Raw genomic sequence first — 17,904 nt, forward strand, 5'->3', positions numbered from 1 at the left:
AAATTAAGGAGAAAATGAAAATGGCTGATAAAAAAACTTTCTATATTACAACACCAATTTACTATCCGTCTGGTCGATTGACTATTGGTAATGCGTATACTACTATCGCAGCAGATGTGATGGCACGCTACAAACGTAGTCAGGGTTACGACACCTTCTTTTTAACCGGTACTGATGAACATGGATTAAAAATTGAACAGAAAGCTGAAAAGCAAGGGGTTAAACCGCAAGAATTTGTGGATAAAATGGTTGTTATTTATAAAAAGTTGTGGAAAAGCCTTGATATTTCTTACGACAAATTTATCCGGACAACTGATAAAGAGCACGTAAAAGGTGTCCAGAAGATTTTTGAACAACTGTTAAAACAGGGTGATATTTACCTTGATGAATATACTGGCTGGTATTCAGTAGAAGACGAAGAGTACTTCACAGAATCACAATTGGCTGAAGTTTATAAAGACGATGATGGTAATGTGATTGGTGGTAAGGCCCCATCAGGTCACGAAGTGCAGCTTGTTAAGGAACCTTCATACTTTTTCAAGATGAGTAAATATGCTGATAGGCTTTACCAATACTACCAAGATCATCCTGATTTTATCCTGCCTCATTCTCGCGAAAAGGAAATGGTCAACAATTTCTTAAAACCGGGTCTTGAAGACCTCTCAGTTACTAGAACTACTGTTTCTTGGGGTATTCCAGTACCAAGTGATCCTAAACATGTTGTTTATGTTTGGATTGATGCCTTATCTAACTATATTACTGCATTGGGGTACGGTTCAGATGATGATTCATTATTTAAGAAATATTGGCCTGCAGACATTCATCTTGTAGGTAAAGAAATTGTGCGCTTCCATACTATTTACTGGCCAATCATGTTGATGGCTTTGGGATTACCGTTACCTAAGCACGTCATTGGTCACGGCTGGGTATTAATGAAAGACGGCAAGATGTCCAAGTCAAAGGGTAACGCGGTTTATCCTGAATCTATTATTAATCGCTACGGTGTAGATGCTTTGCGCTACTACTTGATGCGTGCTTTGCCGTTTGGCTCTGACGGTGTCTTTACCCCCGAGGACTTTGTTGAGCGTGTTAACTATGACTTAGCAAACGACTTAGGTAATTTGCTTAACAGAACTGTTTCAATGATCAATCAGTATCAAAATGGAAAAGTTGAACCTGTTGCGCAAGAGCAGGATGACTTAGGTAAGGATTTGGCCCAAACAGCAGCAGAAGTTATTGCCAGCTACAAAAAAGAAATGGATACTTTGCACTTTACTCAGGCAATCGAGGATATTTGGAAGTTTATTAATCGTGCTAATAAGTATATTGATGAAACTATGCCTTGGAACTTAAACAAGGAAGGAAAATCTGCTGCTCTAGCTCGTGTAATGTCAAACTTGGCAGAGAGCCTGCGAATTATTGCCTTATTAATTGCACCAATTATGACCAGAACCCCAGTTGAAATGTTCAGACAATTAGGTCTAGACTGGAACAATGATGAACAAAAGAAATTAGAGTTTGGTGCCTGTTCTTGGAAAACTCAAGTCATCTCTGATCCAAAACCAATTTTCCCAAGAGTTAAGCCTGAAGAAGAAATTAAATACATTAAAGATGAGATGGCAAAAGCTAAACCTAAGAAGGAAAGCCGTAGCGAACAAGGTCAGGATAAAGAAATTTCAATTGACGATTTCGCTAAGGTTAAAATTCAAGTTGGCAAAATTTTATCTGTTGAGCCTGTTCAAGGGTCTAAGAAATTGCTGCAGTTCCAAATGGACTTTGGCAATGGTGATGAAAGACAGATTTTAAGTGGTATTCGGCAATATTATCCTAATGCCAGTGAATTACTTGGCAGAAAAGTTTTGGCCGTAACTAATCTTAAGCCACGTAAGATGCTGGGTCATTTGAGTCAAGGTATGCTTTTGTCCAGTGAGAAAAATGGTGCAGTCAAATTAGCCTTGGTTGGTGACGAGCACGAAATCGGGGCAGAACTAAGTTAATGGAGTTAATTGATAACCATACCCATTTACAAGATGAGCCCTTTCGCGGTAAAGAAGAGTTTTATCTTGACCGGGCACAAAAACTGGGTGTGACCAAAATAATTTGTGCAGGGCAGGATCCTGATTTTAACAAGCGCGCGATTGATTTAAGTCAGCGTTTTACTCAAGTTTATGCGATGGTTGGCTATTGCCCTGATGTTGCTAAAGATTATGACCAAAAAGCAGAAGATTTATTGATCGAGCAGTTACAACTGCCTGGTGTGGTTGCCTTAGGTGAAGTAGGCCTTGATTATTATTGGGATGAATCTCCAAGAGCAAAGCAACGGGAAGTTTTTGCAAGACAGGTTGAACTAGCACATGAATTAAAAAAGCCTGTTGATATTCACACTAGGGATGCTTTTAGCGATTGCTACGAAATACTAAAAAACAGCAATTTGGAATATGGTGCAATTTTGCATAGTTTTAACGGTGACATTTCATGGCTGACCAAATTCTTAGATTTGAATGTATATTTTTCTTATTCTGGGGTTGTTTCCTTTACTAAAGCCGTGGAGGTACATGAAGCAGCTCAAAAAACTCCTTTAGAACGGTTGTTGGTTGAAACCGATGCACCTTATCTCACTCCTAAGCCGTATCGAGGCAAGCAAAATGAACCTGCAAATGTTTATTATGTGGCCCGGGCAATTGCTGAATTAAAAGGTCTTCCGCTAGAAGAAGTTGCTCAGGCAACATATGCAAATACGATGAGGGTCTATGGACTTAATTAAAAAACATTTTAATGCTGTTGTAGTTGTTGAGGGAAAAGACGATACTATTCGGCTTAAGCAATTTTTTCCGGGTATTGAAACAATTGAAACTAACGGCTCCGATGTGCCTGAAACAGTGCTGATACAGTTGCAGAAATTAGCTCACAAAAGAGATATTATCGTCTTGACTGATCCTGACTTAAATGGTGAACGGATAAGGCGCATAGTGACTAAGGCAGTACCGACAGCTAAACAAGCATTTATCACTCGTAAAGAAGGCGAGCCGCATAAAAAAGGCTCCCTTGGCGTTGAACATGCATCAAAAGAGGCTTTAACAAAAGCCTTGAGTGATTTACATGAAAAAAAACAGCCGGTAAGTGATCTTACGAAAGCAAAATATCAAAAACTAGGCCTAGCAAGTGGCCCTAATTCTCGTAAATTGCGTGAATTAGTTGGCAATAAACTCCGTATTGGCTATGGCAATGGCAAGCAGTTTTATCATCGTTTACAAACTTTTGGTATTTCACTTGCTGAACTTAAGCAAGCTGTTGAGGAGGTTCAAGATGAACACTGAGATTCCTATTGGTTCTCCTGTTAGAACTCAGGCAATTATTAATCGCTATTTTATGAGAGCTAAAAAAAGCTTGGGTCAGAATTTTTTAGTAGACTTGGATGCTCTTCAAGGTATTGTGCAAGCGGCTGACATTAAAAAAGATGACCAGGTAATCGAAATTGGCCCTGGAATTGGGTCTTTAACCGAACAATTGCTGAAGGCAGGAGCGAAGGTTTTTGCTTATGAGATAGATGAAAAACTTCCTGAAATATTGCATAACGAACTACCGGCAAAAATTGCTGGAGCACCACTGAGTGTCCGGTTTAAGCTTAAAATGAAAGACATCTTAAAAGCTGATTTTAAGCAGGATTTGGGTGATTTCTTTGATCTAAGCAAGCCAATCAAAGTTGTGGCTAACCTTCCTTATTACATTACCACTCCGATAATTTTCTTCCTTAATAATTCTGAATTAAAATTTGCCAGCTTGACGCTGATGATGCAAAAAGAAGTGGCAGACCGTTTAAGTGCTCATTCAGGGACAAAAGAATATGGCCCCTTAACGATCGCCGTTCAAGCAGAAATGTCTGTTCAATCATTTATGACCGTAAAGAGTTCTTCTTTTATTCCCAGACCAAAAGTTGACTCCAGTGTCGTGGTTTTAAAGCCTTTACCTGCGGAAAATAAAATTGATATAGCTGATCCTCAGCACTTTAATTGGGTAGTTAAGATGTGCTTTGCACAAAGGCGGAAAACATTAAATAACAATTTGAAAGCACTCATACCAAACAATGATGATCGAACACATTTAATTAAGTCATTAGGAGTCGATTCTCAAATTCGCCCAGAACAGCTAACTCTTAAGCAATTTGTCCAAATTGCTGCAAGTGTGCCAGTTAAAAATTGACGAAAATATTCTGTGGTACTTTTTAAAAAGAATTGAAAAAATAATAATAAAGTGGTATAATTCAACCCAAAGGAGTTGTTTTCATTGCCAACATCTATTATGACCATTAAGAGTAAGCTGGATTCACATTTGGGTGATTCGTTGACTGTAGTTGCAAGAGCCGGACGTAAGAAAGTTACAAAAAGACGTGGAATTTTAAAGAATACTTTTCCCGCAGTTTTTGTAGTTGATTTGGATCAAGATTCAAATAATTTTGAACATGTTTCTTATAGTTATACGGATTTGTTAACCAAAAATATCACATTAAAATTTGATGACGCTGTGCAGTAAGACTAAAGCGATTATCTAGAAATTACTTTTTGGCATTAACATTTGGTAAAATGTTAGTGCCTTTTTTTATGGTTGAGTGTATAGTAGTAACTGGCAAAAGACAAACAATAGGAGGGTAATTCTATGAAACGTTCAGAGAGATTAGTTGACATGACTAAATATTTGATGGAACGACCACATGACTTAATTCCGCTGCCATTTTTTGCAAAAAGATATGGTGCAGCAAAGTCTTCGATCTCGGAAGATCTTGCGATTTTGAAACATACTTTAGCAAATAATCAAGATGGTATCTTAGAAACTGTCGCTGGCGCAGCTGGAGGAGTGCGCTATATTCCTTTTTGGGGTAAAAAGCATGCTCAGAAATATTTAAATGAATTGGCAAATCGCATTGAGGATCCTGACCGTATTTTAGCGGGAGGATTTGTTTATCTGTCCGATATCATTGGCAATCCACAAGACTTGGATAAGATTGGCAAGTTAATTGCTACCAGGTATGCATATTCTGACATTAATGTTGTAATGACTATTGAAACTAAGGGGATTGCTTTAGCACAGGCAGTTGCCCGCTATTTAAATGTGCCTTTTATCATTGCACGTAAGCGTTCAAAAGTCACAGAAGGTGCGACAGTTTCAGTAAACTATATTTCTTCTTCACTTGATCGTGTTTCTAAAATGGAATTGCCAACTAGAGTGTTAAAAGAAAATTCTAATGTTTTGCTGATAGATGACTATATGATGGCAGGCGGAACTTTAACAGGAATGCAGCAATTAGTTAGAGAATTTAATGGTAACATTGCTGGTGTTTGCGTTTTATGTGAAGCAGATTTTGATGATGTTAAATTAATTGAAGGTCATCTTTCTTTAGTAAAAATTAAAAGAATTGACGACAAAAAGAAAGTCATTGTGGCAGAGCCAGGTTCGTTAATTGCGCACACAGATTTTGACCGCTTTTAGTTTATAAGATGATATACTAAATATAATAATAATTTAGGAAAATAAAAGAGGCTAAAATTAATGAAAAAGTTTGTAATTGTTCTGGCAGCGGGCAAGGGGACCCGTATGAAATCAAAATTGTACAAGGTCTTACATCAAGTATGTGGCAAGTCAATGGTTGAATACGTTGTTGAGGCAGCGCAAGCAATAAAGCCAGACAAAATAGTTACAATTGTGGGTAATGGTGCAGAAGAAGTTAAAAAAGTTCTCGCCGATAAGTCTGAGTTTGTTTTACAAAAAAAGCAACTTGGTACAGGTGATGCCGTTTTAACTGCCTCAGATGAGTTAGCAGCAGAAAAGGGCGCTACTTTAGTAATTACAGGTGATACACCACTATTTACAAGTCAAACTTTTCACAAATTATTTGATTACCATCAAAGTAAAGGTAATGCGGCTACTGTTTTGACAGCTCAAGCTCCAAATCCTTATGGCTATGGTCGCATTATCCGGGATGACCAAGATAATGTCTTAAGAATTGTTGAACAAAAAGACGCTACAGCAGGTGAATTAAAAATCAACGAAATCAATACTGGCGTTTTTTGTTTTGACAATCAATTGTTATTTAGTGCCTTAAAAAAGGTCGATAATCACAATGCGCAAGGAGAATATTATTTAACTGACGTTCTGGAAATTTTGCGTAACGAAGGGCAAAGAATTGGTGCATATAAAATGCCGGACTTCAGCGAAAGCTTGGGGGTTAACGACCGCTCTGCTTTGGCTCAGGCCACCAAAATTATGCAAAAAAGGATCAATAAAAAGCATATGGCAAATGGTGTAACTTTCATTGATCCCGATACAGCTTATGTTGATGCGGATGTTAAAATTGGCTGTGATACCCTGATTGAAGGCAATGTCGTGATTAAAGGCAATACTGAAATTGGGAGCGACTGTGTAATAACTTCTGGCTCCAGGATTATTGATTCCCAAGTTGGTAACAATGTTACTGTAACTTCTTCAACAGTTGAACAAGCTGAGATGGATGATTTTTCAGACGTTGGTCCTAATTCCCATTTACGTCCAAAAGCAATCATTAGAAAAGGCGCCCATATTGGTAACTTTGTAGAAATTAAAAATGCTGAAATTGGCGAGAATTCTAAAGTAGGTCATTTGACTTACGTTGGGGATGCTACTTTGGGTAAAGATGTCAATGTTGGTTGCGGTACTATTTTTGCTAATTATGATGGTGTCAAAAAAGATCATAGCAATGTAGGTGATCGTGCTTTTATTGGCTCCGGTGCTACTTTAGTTGCACCCGTTAATATTGCTGATCATGCCTTTGTGGCAGCAGATTCAACAATTACCAAAGATGTGGCCAAATATGAAATGGCGATTGCTCGTGGTCGTCAGGTAAATAAGCCCGATTATTGGCATAAATTGCCTCTGTCTGATGATCCGAACTGGAAATAAGATTAAAATAAGCTGGAAGATGATTCCAGCTTATTTTGTTTACAGCATAATCAAAAAATAGCTCCAGAGTTTCAAACTTCTGGAGCTATTTAGTTAAACTAAACTTAATTATTTAAAATTAGCTTTTTTAACAAACTTATTTTTAGCAATAATATAGTATTTCTTGTTGTTTATTTTGACAGGATCGCCATAAGTTTTAACTGCTTTTCGTTTCTTTAAAACTTTTTTACCAATCCGCTTGCCATGCTGACTATAGATATAAGCGTTATGCTTTAATTTGATCTTTTTGGAATCGATATTAGCAGCAGCGATGAATAGACCATCTTCCAGTTCATAAAATGACCTACCATTAATCAATTTCTTGTTAACAGTATTTATACTTGAACCAGCAAGAATGACTAACTTATTGGCACGCTTTCCTTGTTCATCATACAAATATGAATTATGCATAATAGCTTTTTCGACCACCGGTTGTGGCTTTTCAGTCACTGGCTCGTTGATCGGGGCTGCGGTAACAGCTGCAACAGCAGCTTTTTGAATTGCAATATTTGCAGCTTTAACAAAACGGTTTTGAGCAATAATAAAGTACTTCTTGCCCCGAATGGTTACTGCATCACCATAAGTATTAATGTTGTTGCCTTTTCTTAACACACCTGCTTTCTTGACACGTTTGCCATGTTTATTGTAAACGTAGGCATTATGTTTTAATTTTTGACTGGTTGAAACGACATTGCCAATAGCGACATAGTAAATTTTGTTCTTATTACCTTTGTCAACTAGAACGTAATAATTTTTGCCGTTAATCTCTTTTGTACCGTATGAAGTAATGATTGAGCCAGCGCCTAATACAATCCTATTTGCACGCTTGCCACTTTCGTCATATAGGTAAGCATTATGCATTAACGCCAATTCTTCGCTATGGCTTAAATCAAGTTCTGGTTCTTCTTTTTCTTCTTTGTCGCCAGTATTAACAGGGTTAGGAGTAACTGGAGCAGAGGCAGAACCGCCACCAGTATTAATGTCATTGCCATGGTTGTTATCATTGCCATGATTATTGTCATTATCATGGTTGTTGTCATTGCCATGATTATTGTCATTATCATGGTTGTTGTCATCGCCATGATTATTGTCATTATCTTGACTATTGTCATTGCCATGAAGAATATGATCAATCATTTCAGGATCAGTGGCATCGAGATAAAGCTGATTAATAGCATCATCACGCAATTTGGTAATTGTCTTACTGTCATTAACCTTAGGCTGATTGATAGCATCTTTTGCTGTTGTCATATCAGTAGAAATTTGTTTAATAACAGTCTCTTTTTCCTGCTCAGTATATTTGCCTGAGGACTGAATTTCACTTGTTGCAGCTTTTTGAGCCTCCGTCAGTGCTCCAGCAGCTATTTCTTTTTCACCTGCTAATTCTGTTGCGGCAAGTTTATCCGCGTTGGCAGGATCACTGAGGGCATCTTTAGCATTTTCGTATGCTTTATCAATGCTGGTAGTGTTTGCTTTATCCTTAAACCTGTCTTTAAGAGCTTTAACAGCGGAATCATAGGCGGCTTTTAGTCTTTCTTCTTGTACTTTTCTATTGTTGTTTAAAACATCATCAAGTTCTTTACTATCGGCTACAATTATACTGCTTATCTTGTCAACTGCATCTTTTCTGGCAGTTTCTACCGCATTTGAGTCTTGAGCTTGATCGATTGTGCCGGTTTTATCAGTATTAGCTTTAGCTACTTCCTGATCAATGCGATCTTTTATTACTTGTTTTTCAGTATCAGTATAATTGCTGCCATCTTGATGCTTTAATTTATCAACTTGATTCTTAGCGTTGGTAGCAGTATCAGTTACTGAACTCTTGGCTATTTCTTTTTCAGCTGCTATCTTATCTGCTGCGATATCTGCAGGTGAATTACCATTGACACGTGAATGTTCTTTGTAGGCTTTATCAACGCTGCTGGTATCGGCATTTTCACCAAATTTGTCTTTTAGTTCATCGACTGCTTTTTGGTGTTTATCTGCTAATTCATTATTTGCCTCTTCTTTAAGCGAATTGTTGGATTCATCCTTAGCGGCATTACCAGCGCTGTTAATATCATCTTTAGCGGTTTCTGTGATTTTATCAATTTGCTCCTTCTTGCCAGATGTATCACCTTTAGGAGCATTGATTGCATCAATTTTATCCTTGGCTTTTTGGCTATCATCTTTGATTTGCTCTTTTAGTCTGTCTTTTGATTCAGTAGATAGTTTATCATTCCCATCAATTTCCTTATTAACTTTATCAGCTTCTTCATCAATGTCAGCTTTAGCATTTTCCTTGTTGATGATAGTCATTGCTTCATCATAAGCTGCACTAGCAGTTGGAATATCAGTAGCATTGTTAATGGCTTTTATTTGCTTGTCAATACGATCTATCAATTCCTGAGACAGTTTATCTTTCAGTCTGTCTTTTAATTTGCCGTATGCTTTGTTAAGGCCATCTACGCCTTCAGCACCTTCAAGGGCATTCTTTTGTTCATGATCAAACCATTCTGGTTCAGTACCAGTTTCAGGTTTAGTTAAAAGACGATCAATATTTTGACCAATATTTGCTTCATCTGGGATGTCGCTAATCGCTGTAGCTTTTTCTATATCCCGGAAACTCTGTTGATAAGCATCATCAATTGCAGCTTTAGCTGCCTTCTTCTGCTCGGCAGTTAATTGAGATTGATCAATTACGGTATGAGCCTTAGTTTGTTTATCCTTTAGAATACCTTCAGCTTTTGTCTTTTTACCAGCTAGGGCTGCTTGATCTTTAATAGCATTGATATCGGAAATAGCTTGCTCTTTACTGTTATTTATCTTTTCTTCAGCATTTTCTTCAGATTGTGAAATGGAGTTAATATCAGTTCTCGCTTGGTCAACAATAGTTTTAATTTGCTCTTTCTGCTTTTGTTGATCCTCTGGCGATAAACCTGATTTGTCTATTGCATCATTAGCTTCTTTTTGTTTTTGTTCTACCTGAGAGATTGCATCTTGTTTAGCCTTAACTATGTCTGCACTTTCCTGCGCAACTTGGAAGATACGGTCGACTTCTGTTTCACCGAAATCATCTGTGGCAGTTCCTTTCTCGGCATGTTGAGCTTGTGCTAGTGCATCTTCGTAATTATTTTCAAGTTTAACACCTGCAATTTTATCAATGGTTCTCTTGATGGCTTCGTCAAGTTGCTTTTGCAATGAGTCAATTTGATTTTGCTCTAGGTTGGTTGCAACATCTTCAATTTTTCCTTTACTGTTAACATAGTTCTTAAACTTGTTAATCAACTTATTCTTTTCTGCAGTTAATTGACTAGGCAATTTGGCCTGGTCAATATTAGCTTTGGCTTCTTGTTCTAACTGCGACAGCTTATCACTTGTACCGCCATAAATTGAACTAATGCCATCATTTAATGCCTGATCGATATCTTTATAACCAGTAGCGACATCACTGCCTGCTAAGCCTAAACCATCAATCTCATTCTTGGCATTTGTGGCATATTCTTTCAAACCCTTAACGATTTGATTTTTCTTATCAAAGTCTTCACCCAATTTGTTAATTGTGGCAATGCCATCATTTGCAGCTGTTTGAATTTGTGTAATAGTGTTTTGCTTATTATTTCTAGCGGCATTAATCTTTGCAGCAGCTTTCTTTTGCTCTTGATCTATTTGCGTTTTCATTTGGTTAGCAGCATCGCTGTCTTCAGCTTCATCAGCTTTGGCCTTGGCGTTAGTGGCAGCAGTTTGCAGATCATTTAGAGCTTTGGTTAAGACTTCTTCTTTATCAATGTCACTGCTAATGTTGTTAAGAGCAGACTCACCTTTACTCCTAGCAGCATTGATTTTATCTTGATCAGTAGCAGCAGAAATATTTGTTTTAGCTGAGCCTAAAGCTGCGCTAATAGCATTGCTTAACTCATCAACCTGATTTTGATCAAGTTTATTGTGCAACAGGTCATCGTTTAAGCGCTGGTTCAGTTTCTTAGCTTGCTCAACCAGTGCATTGTATGCGGCATTTTGTTCCTGCAATAAAGTAGCATTATCTTTAGCATTTTGCACAATGCCTTTAATCGCATCTTCGCCAGCCTGTTTGGCTTGTTCTACATCAGCTGGAGTTTGCGCCTTGTTGATATTTTTGCTAGCTGTATCTTTATTTGAATTAATTAAATCGATCTGTTTCGCTTTTTCTTCATCACTTAAAGCTGATTGGTCTATTTTATTGATTTCATCTGCAGCTGTTTTAGCAATATCATCTAGGTATTTATTAGCATTATTTTTAGCGGCTTGCAGTTGAGCATCGCTCAAAGCTTTATCAATGTTAATTATTCCAGTTATTGTAGCAGATTCTATGTCGGTAACCTTTTGCTGACCGTTAACCTGGTTAACAGCTTCTTTCCATGCGTTTGTTGCCTGACTCTGATACTTGTCCTTTTCTTCCTTGCTTAAACCTTTGATTTGATCAATTTGATTTAAAATTCCGGGGGCTTCAGGATCAAGGGAACCATCTGCTTTATGCTTACCGTTAAGTTCATCAGTAAGTGCATTAATAGCTTCTTCTTTAGCTTTTTTAATTTTGTCAGCATCATTGGATTCTGCTGTTGCCTTAATAGCCCTTATTTGTTTAATAGTAGTATCCCGAATACCCAAAACTGTGCCACTATCTTGGGCGGCATTAATTGCTGTATTAGCAGTCCCAACGATTGAGTCAACACTTTCTTGATCTGCCTTATCTTTTAGACTGCTCTTGACTTCGCTTGCGACATCCTTAATAGCTTTTCTTGCTTGGGCTTTGGTAATTGCCAAGTTGCCACTAGCTTCAGCTTTATTGATTGCAGTAATAGCATCGGTAGTGAGTTTATTGACATCCTCTTTGGTTTTGACGTTTTGTAATTTGCTGATGGCACTATTAGCAGCCTGATTAATGTCCGTAATTGCCTTATCATATTGTGATTTAGCGTCTGCTTTTTCTTCAGCGCTCAGAGAATTATAGGAGGAATTTAGCCTGTTAATTGCTTCTTGAGCAGCGCTGTTGATAGTATCTTCGCTGTTATTTTTGGCATCTTCCAAATCGGCAGTAGTTGCATCTGCTACGACTTGATCAATAGCATCTCTACCATCTTTTTTAGCCTTGTCAACTGCCTCATTAGTCTTTTGTGACTCAATATTCTGTTTAGCTTTATCTCTTTCATTATTGATTTTTGAGATAGTCTCTGTCTTGTCAGCATCCGACATTGAAGACTGATTAATTTCATCAATTGCATGCTTAGCATGATTATCGATATCTTCTTTGGCAATATTAATATTGGTATCAAGGCTTTGGGCATCCCTGATTACCTTACGCATATTATCGATGCCTTCTTGCTTCTCAGTATCAACTTGATCAATGGCAGCGTTCTTTACTTTGGCAACTGCATCATCATAGTAATTGGTTAACTGTTTAATTAGGCCTTCTTTAGTCGTACTGTTGACATTCTGTAAGCCGGAAATTTTATCGTTGACTTCGTTATAAACACCCAGTAATTCTTTCAGAGCGGCGTTTCTGTTAGACTGTAATGCTGCTTTATCGCGAATCTTATTTAGTGCTTCTCGACCAGCATTAGCTGCAGAATCAATTTCTTCTTTAGTATCAGCATTTTGAATATTAGTTTTTGCTGTTGTTAAAGCATTATCAATTTCGTCATAGTAGCCATTCTTTTCTTTTCCAGAGAGGTTAGGATCCTTTTCGATATCTGCACGAATTTTTTCTGCCAGGGCATTAAGTCCAGTATCTTCGTTAGTTAAAGCATCATCTTTTTGTTGTTCTAAGAACTTTGCTTGTTCGTCGGCAATACTTCCAGCAACACTGGCCATAGCATCGATACCGTCATCTCTATCTTTGACTACCTGTTCGGTGGTGAAGTCGTTATAGACTTTGCCTACGGCTGTTTCATAGAAACCATTAATCTTATTAGTTAGAGCATCTTTTTGGTCGCCATCAATTTTGTTGTCTTCAAAAGCTTGGTTGATAATACCTAAGTCTTTTTCTCTTTCAGCTTGCAAAGCCTTATTTGCCTGAGATTTTGCAACTATCAATTGTGCAGCAGCCAAATCCTTGTTAATACTGTCTTTAGCAGCTTGCTTGGCGGAATTAACACCGTCGATGTCTTTAGCGGCATTAATTAAAGCTTTGGCATTATTAAAGTCTTTATCAATAGCTTCTTTATAATGTTGTTTAGCTTCTGGACTTAAATCAGTATCGTCAAAGCTATCAATTTTATTTTTAGCTGCTTTAGCTGCATTTTCAATTTCTGTAATTGCTGCTTGGCGCTGTTGGTCTAAATTGTTTGTACCAGCATTAGCAGCATTCTCCAGATAGTCTGTGATATTACTAATAGCATTGTTTTTATCAGTTTCAATTGCAGTTTCATTATCATCTTGAGTGACATTAGCAATACCAGTATCAGCGGCAGCATTAATTAAATCTTGATACTTGGTCTTGTCTTCAGCACTCAGATTATTATCATTGGTAATCGTGGAGATGGCTTTGTCTTTAGCATTCTGAATATCTGTTATAGCCTGATTGCGTTGACCCTTGAGATTCTGTTCATTAAGTAAATCGTTTAATGCAGCAGTACCTTCTTTAGTAGCTTCATCAACATCTGCTAGAATTTCTCCCTTATCAATGCGGCCATTATAGCCCTGATCTCCAGTAAGCAAGTCATTAGCTTTGTTTACAGCTTCATCTTTATTTTTAGCCGTTAAATTAGGGTTCTTTTGAATTTTATCAACAACGGCTTTTTTGGCTGCTTCCAGTTGATTCTTAGCAGCAGATTTATACGCGTCTAAAACATTCTTTTTACCGTCAATAATGTCTTGCTTGATGTCAGTAGCGGAACTGTGACTATCAATCGTTTTACCAGCATTGGTGACTGCGCTATCAATGTTAGTTTCTTTGGCAACTCCTAAATTACCTTTAGCCGTATCTGCATCAGCCTTAACTTGAGCTTTAGCGCCTTCTTTAAATGCATTTAAAATATTATCCTTTGCCGTTTTTACAGTTTGAGTAATATTCTGGCTGCTATCAGCATTATCTTCAATTCTATCAATTGCAGTTAATGCATCTTTCATAGCTGTCTCGGCCTTTTCTACTTTGCCTAAGATATTTTCATAGCCTTTGGTATAACCAACAATTTCAGACTTAGCAGCAGCTTTATTGATTAAACTCTCAGCAGCAGATTTTCTCTTATTGATAATTTCATCGTCATCAGTGCCGTATATAGATTTACCGGTATCACCAGTGGTAGCTGTCGCATCAGCAACCACTTGCTTTACTTCATCAAGGTATGGCTGTTGCTCATTTTCAGATAAACCAGAGTTTTTAATCCGCTCTATCGCTTTAGCAGCAGCTTCACTAATATCATTTGCTGCCTTTTCTCTTTCCTTGTTGGCATGTGTACCATTAATATTGTCAAGGCCCTTGTTAACGTCATCTTTAGGGTTACTGCTGTTAATAATATCTTTGATAGCTTGATTTAAAGCACCTTGGATGTCCTCTTTATCATCTGCATGTTGAGCTATTTGCTTTTTAGCAGCTTCTTCTAAAGCTTTGATAGCATCAACAGTATCTTGTACACCTTGAATTGCATCCTTTGCTTCTTTTTGGTGGTTATCAATGGCTTTTTCATTATCGTCTTGATCAAGATCACCATCAGTGGCGACAATTTCTTTTGGTCTTTTTAATCTGTCTTTTAAGCCGGTAATTAATTCGTCAACAGGCGATTTGACATTTTCGTCTTTAGCGACTTCATCAATTGCCTTTTCGGCTTTTGTAATAGATTGATTAATATCGGTTTTAACATTATCACGATAATCTTTGCCCGCCTGGTTAATAGCAGTAATACCATCATTGACAACTTGTTCAATATTAGTGTTATTTGTTTCAGGTGCTTGTACATTGCTTATGGCTTGATCTTTTGCATTAATTATTGTTTGTGCTTGTGAAGGAAACTTAGAAATTTGATCATTGGCCTGTTGAGTTAACTTCGTAATTGCATCAGATTTTGCTTTTTCAAAGTCTGCTTGACCTTTAGCTGCTTGTACAGCCTTTGCCACTATGTCTAAAGCCGTCTTTTTCCTATTATTTATTTCACTGATCGCAGTTTTGGAAGATTGTACTCCGTAAACTGATTTATCAGACTCATAATTGTCATCCCGAATATTGGCAGCATACTTGGCAGCCTCATTCATTGCATCTGTAAATGCTTTTTCCTGATCTTCAGTTAAACTTTTTGGCTTATTGGCTTTAGCTGTGCTAATTGCATCTTTAATTGCCTGAGCAGCCTCTTGTTGTATTTCACTAAAAGGCTTGATCCCCAGACTAACTATAGTAGGGCGAATACCATCAGCAATGTCTAATGGACTATAATCAATAAAGTTCGCATGAGGAGTTAGCTGAATGGTAGCGTCTTTAGCCATCTTGGTGGTAATTTCAGGAGGAAGTGTAATGGTAAAAGTGCCATCTGCAGCAACTTGAGCGGCAAATTTAGTCGGTAAAAGTGCCAAGTCATTTGCTTCGCCGCGGTATGTGTCAATAGTGTCTGCATAAGGGTTAGGTATTGATGAATCAATAATAGCCTGACCATTTTTGTAAACGCCACTATCCTTGAAACTGGCTAAAACATAGGCCTCAGTACCACCTGGTAATACACTTTGGAAGAAGCCGTCACTAGCTGGACCGTCATTTGAGGGAACATAGTTTAATACCTGACCCTTGATGATCTTCGAACCATCTTCCTGATCAGTTACTGTAACGTTTGCCGGGTCTATGTCTAAGAAACCACTTGGGTTAGCCGGTATAAATCTGATGTTATTGTAGCCTGGATTATCCTTATTGGAAAAAGCCGCTTCAATGACAGCATCAAAGAGCTCATCATAAGTTTTATGATTGTTATCTGCAAGGAGTTTACTAATTTTTTGTAGCTTATTAAGGATTTCACCAAGTTTAGGGTTGTCCTTTTTAACTTGTTCAAGGTCAAATTTTCTCATGCCGTTTAATAATTCCAGTTTATTAACAGCGATTGTTTTATTAGCCTTTTCAACCTGTAGAACGTGAAAAGGGGGTAACACTAAATTGTTCTGACTTCCATTTGTTTGACCTAAAATATCATTAAGGTTTAATAACTGTCGCACATTGGTGACTGTGATTTTGTTATCACCTATAACGCTGGTTGCGTCGTTTGTATTCAAATGAGCGTCCAAAACCAGAGAAGTAGGGTTATTAACAATTAGTTGACCAGTTTTTGCAACATCAACCAGTTTAATTGCTCCAGTACCCGCATCACCAACCAGTTGAATTTCAAAGCCACCGTTTTGGACATTGGCTTTACCGTCAATCTGTACTAACGTACCTGAGTAATTCCCCATGTTTTCACCGGTAATTTTTAAGGCGCCGCCTGAATGAATGGTAAAATCACCACCTACATAAATTAAGTGCTGGCCATTTTTAGTAGAAATATTGCCGTTTGTGTTGACGTTAATAGTGCCGCCTCTACCAATGTTAACTTTTGATGTTTTAGATTCTAGGTAAATTGCTCTTGCCTGACCAGCATTTTGTACACCATCATACTTAAGTCCGCTACTTTCACCAATGCGAATGTTTACTGTGCCGTTAACATTTACCTGGCTGTCGCCTTCAATATAGATTGCATTGATTGGTCTTGTGTATTGACCATTATTGGCACCATTTTTCCCGTTATATGTCTTAAGTGGAATAAGGGTAACATCGGCTCCATCTTCAACATTAAGCACATTGTTTTTCCCTTTCATTTCAATTAGGGTACCGCCAAATGTTGCACCGGTGAACTTACAGCCAGCTTTAAAAGTAATGCTGTTATTATCCTTAGTAAATTCTAGCAACTGCTGCTTACTGCCATCATTTACTCCGCCTGTTTCCATGGGCATTTCAACGGTTTCTGCATTGATGGTGCCTTCGAAAATAATGTCGGTGTTACTATCAGTATATAATAATTGTGAGCCTTTAAAATCAATATTCCTAAAAGTTACTCTTGCTGACTTTCCCCCATGAGTATTAACTACACCAAAGTAATCAGCACTCATGAGTGTTAAATTTTCATAGGTAATATCACCAATGGTATTATTCTTAATTTTGGGATGGATACTTCTAAAATCTATAGTATATTTAGCATCTCCAGCAGACTTAATTAATAATTTCCTTCCTGGAAAGTTTAAAGGGTCACGTCCATTACCCTTATTGGAGCGAATGTCAGCTGTAATATCAATCTCGCTTACATTGATATTCTGATAGGCTGTAACAAAATCTTCCCAAGTACTTACACTTCTGGTTGGACTGGAGTCTTCCTGCGCCATAGTATTAATTGGAGTAGTATCAATGTCTTGATCTGCATCAGTCTGATCTTCATTTGTTATATCAGCTGTATTTGGACTGTCTGTTGTGTCACCAGGTTTTTGGTCAGTAGGTTGATCTTGTTGACTGTGGTTGCTATTTTGCTCAGTATTAGTGGCAGGATCTGGCTGATCATTTTTGTCAGCTTTGTCAGTGGAATTTTCCGTTTTGTCTGATTTAGCAGAGTCACCTTGCTTGTTATCACTATTAGTAGCTCTTAAAAACGAACTCAAGCCAGAAAATGTGGCCAAATTTGGTCCGTCTTCTGGCTTGTTGGTTTTTTCTGCTTTAACAGCAGTAGTTGAATTTTGAGCATCACTAATACTACCAGGAGGAGTGGTAGTATCTTGAGGTGAAATATTCTCTTGAGTTTTGGTATTTTCTTCAGTTTGTTGAGTTGGAATAACAGTATCAGCCTTAACTGTCTTGCTATTTAAACCAAAAAAGGTAAAGCCAAGCAATACAGAAGCGGCACCAATACTCAACTTGCGAATTGAGAAATGGTCTTGCTTATCTTGCATTGCCATTTTTTTCACCCGTTCATTGTTATTATT

At 37.7% G+C, this 17,904-nt stretch carries 8 protein-coding genes; 7 read left to right on the top strand and 1 reads right to left on the bottom strand.

All coding sequences use genetic code 11. The annotated features are described in order from the left end of the window. Window positions 1–20 precede the first annotated feature (20 nt). The 7 genes from metG to glmU all read left to right on the top strand — a co-directional run bounded on the left by metG (window position 21) and on the right by glmU (window position 6,930). The gene (metG, locus tag AAA926_RS06505; RefSeq protein WP_265893078.1) at window positions 21–1,997 is read left to right on the top strand and encodes a methionine--tRNA ligase; all 1,977 of its coding nucleotides are present in this window, start codon (window positions 21–23) and stop codon (window positions 1,995–1,997) included. Beyond that, window positions 1,997–2,764 (top strand): TatD family hydrolase, encoded by a 768-nt coding sequence (locus AAA926_RS06510; protein ID WP_265893079.1) that lies wholly within the window; start codon window positions 1,997–1,999, stop codon window positions 2,762–2,764. The genes metG and AAA926_RS06510 overlap by 1 nt, the downstream gene beginning before the upstream one ends. Further along, window positions 2,751–3,317, top strand: coding sequence for a ribonuclease M5 (rnmV, locus tag AAA926_RS06515; protein WP_265893080.1), 567 nt, complete (start codon window positions 2,751–2,753; stop codon window positions 3,315–3,317). The genes AAA926_RS06510 and rnmV overlap by 14 nt, the downstream gene beginning before the upstream one ends. After that, the gene (gene rsmA / locus AAA926_RS06520; RefSeq protein ID WP_265893081.1) at window positions 3,307–4,200 is read left to right on the top strand and encodes a 16S rRNA (adenine(1518)-N(6)/adenine(1519)-N(6))-dimethyltransferase RsmA; all 894 of its coding nucleotides are present in this window, start codon (window positions 3,307–3,309) and stop codon (window positions 4,198–4,200) included. Before rnmV ends, rsmA begins: the two co-directional genes overlap by 11 nt. 84 nt (window positions 4,201–4,284) lie before the next feature. Further along, window positions 4,285–4,530, top strand: a complete 246-nt coding sequence (locus AAA926_RS06525; protein WP_046332563.1) for a Veg family protein — start codon at window positions 4,285–4,287, stop codon at window positions 4,528–4,530. Window positions 4,531–4,653: 123 nt separating this feature from the next. Beyond that, window positions 4,654–5,484, top strand: a complete 831-nt coding sequence (purR, locus tag AAA926_RS06530) for a pur operon repressor (RefSeq protein ID WP_198179926.1) — start codon at window positions 4,654–4,656, stop codon at window positions 5,482–5,484. A gap of 60 nt (window positions 5,485–5,544) precedes the next feature. Further along, complete coding sequence (glmU, locus tag AAA926_RS06535; RefSeq protein ID WP_265893082.1) at window positions 5,545–6,930, top strand: bifunctional UDP-N-acetylglucosamine diphosphorylase/glucosamine-1-phosphate N-acetyltransferase GlmU; 1,386 nt, start codon at window positions 5,545–5,547, stop codon at window positions 6,928–6,930. A gap of 108 nt (window positions 6,931–7,038) precedes the next feature. Here glmU and AAA926_RS06540 read toward each other — a convergent pair whose 3' ends face one another. Then, entirely contained in the window at window positions 7,039–17,877 is a 10,839-nt protein-coding gene (locus AAA926_RS06540) for an SLAP domain-containing protein (protein ID WP_338212167.1), read from the bottom strand. Between the last annotated feature and the right edge of the window lie 27 nt (window positions 17,878–17,904).

The organism is Lactobacillus juensis (assembly GCF_036246285.1).
In the GTDB taxonomy this organism is placed as follows: domain Bacteria; phylum Bacillota; class Bacilli; order Lactobacillales; family Lactobacillaceae; genus Lactobacillus; species Lactobacillus juensis.

Excerpts from the sequence above, each read along its gene's own strand:
- rsmA (WP_265893081.1), top strand. The coding sequence starts at position 3,307 with ATGAACACTGAGATTCCTATTGGTTCTCCTGTTAGAACTCAGGCAATT.
- metG (WP_265893078.1), top strand. The coding sequence starts at position 21 with ATGGCTGATAAAAAAACTTTCTATATTACAACACCAATTTACTATCCG.
- AAA926_RS06510 (WP_265893079.1), top strand. The coding sequence starts at position 1,997 with ATGGAGTTAATTGATAACCATACCCATTTACAAGATGAGCCCTTTCGC.
- rnmV (WP_265893080.1), top strand. The coding sequence starts at position 2,751 with ATGGACTTAATTAAAAAACATTTTAATGCTGTTGTAGTTGTTGAGGGA.
- purR (WP_198179926.1), top strand. The coding sequence starts at position 4,654 with ATGAAACGTTCAGAGAGATTAGTTGACATGACTAAATATTTGATGGAA.
- glmU (WP_265893082.1), top strand. The coding sequence starts at position 5,545 with ATGAAAAAGTTTGTAATTGTTCTGGCAGCGGGCAAGGGGACCCGTATG.
- AAA926_RS06540 (WP_338212167.1), bottom strand. The coding sequence starts at position 17,877 with ATGGCAATGCAAGATAAGCAAGACCATTTCTCAATTCGCAAGTTGAGT.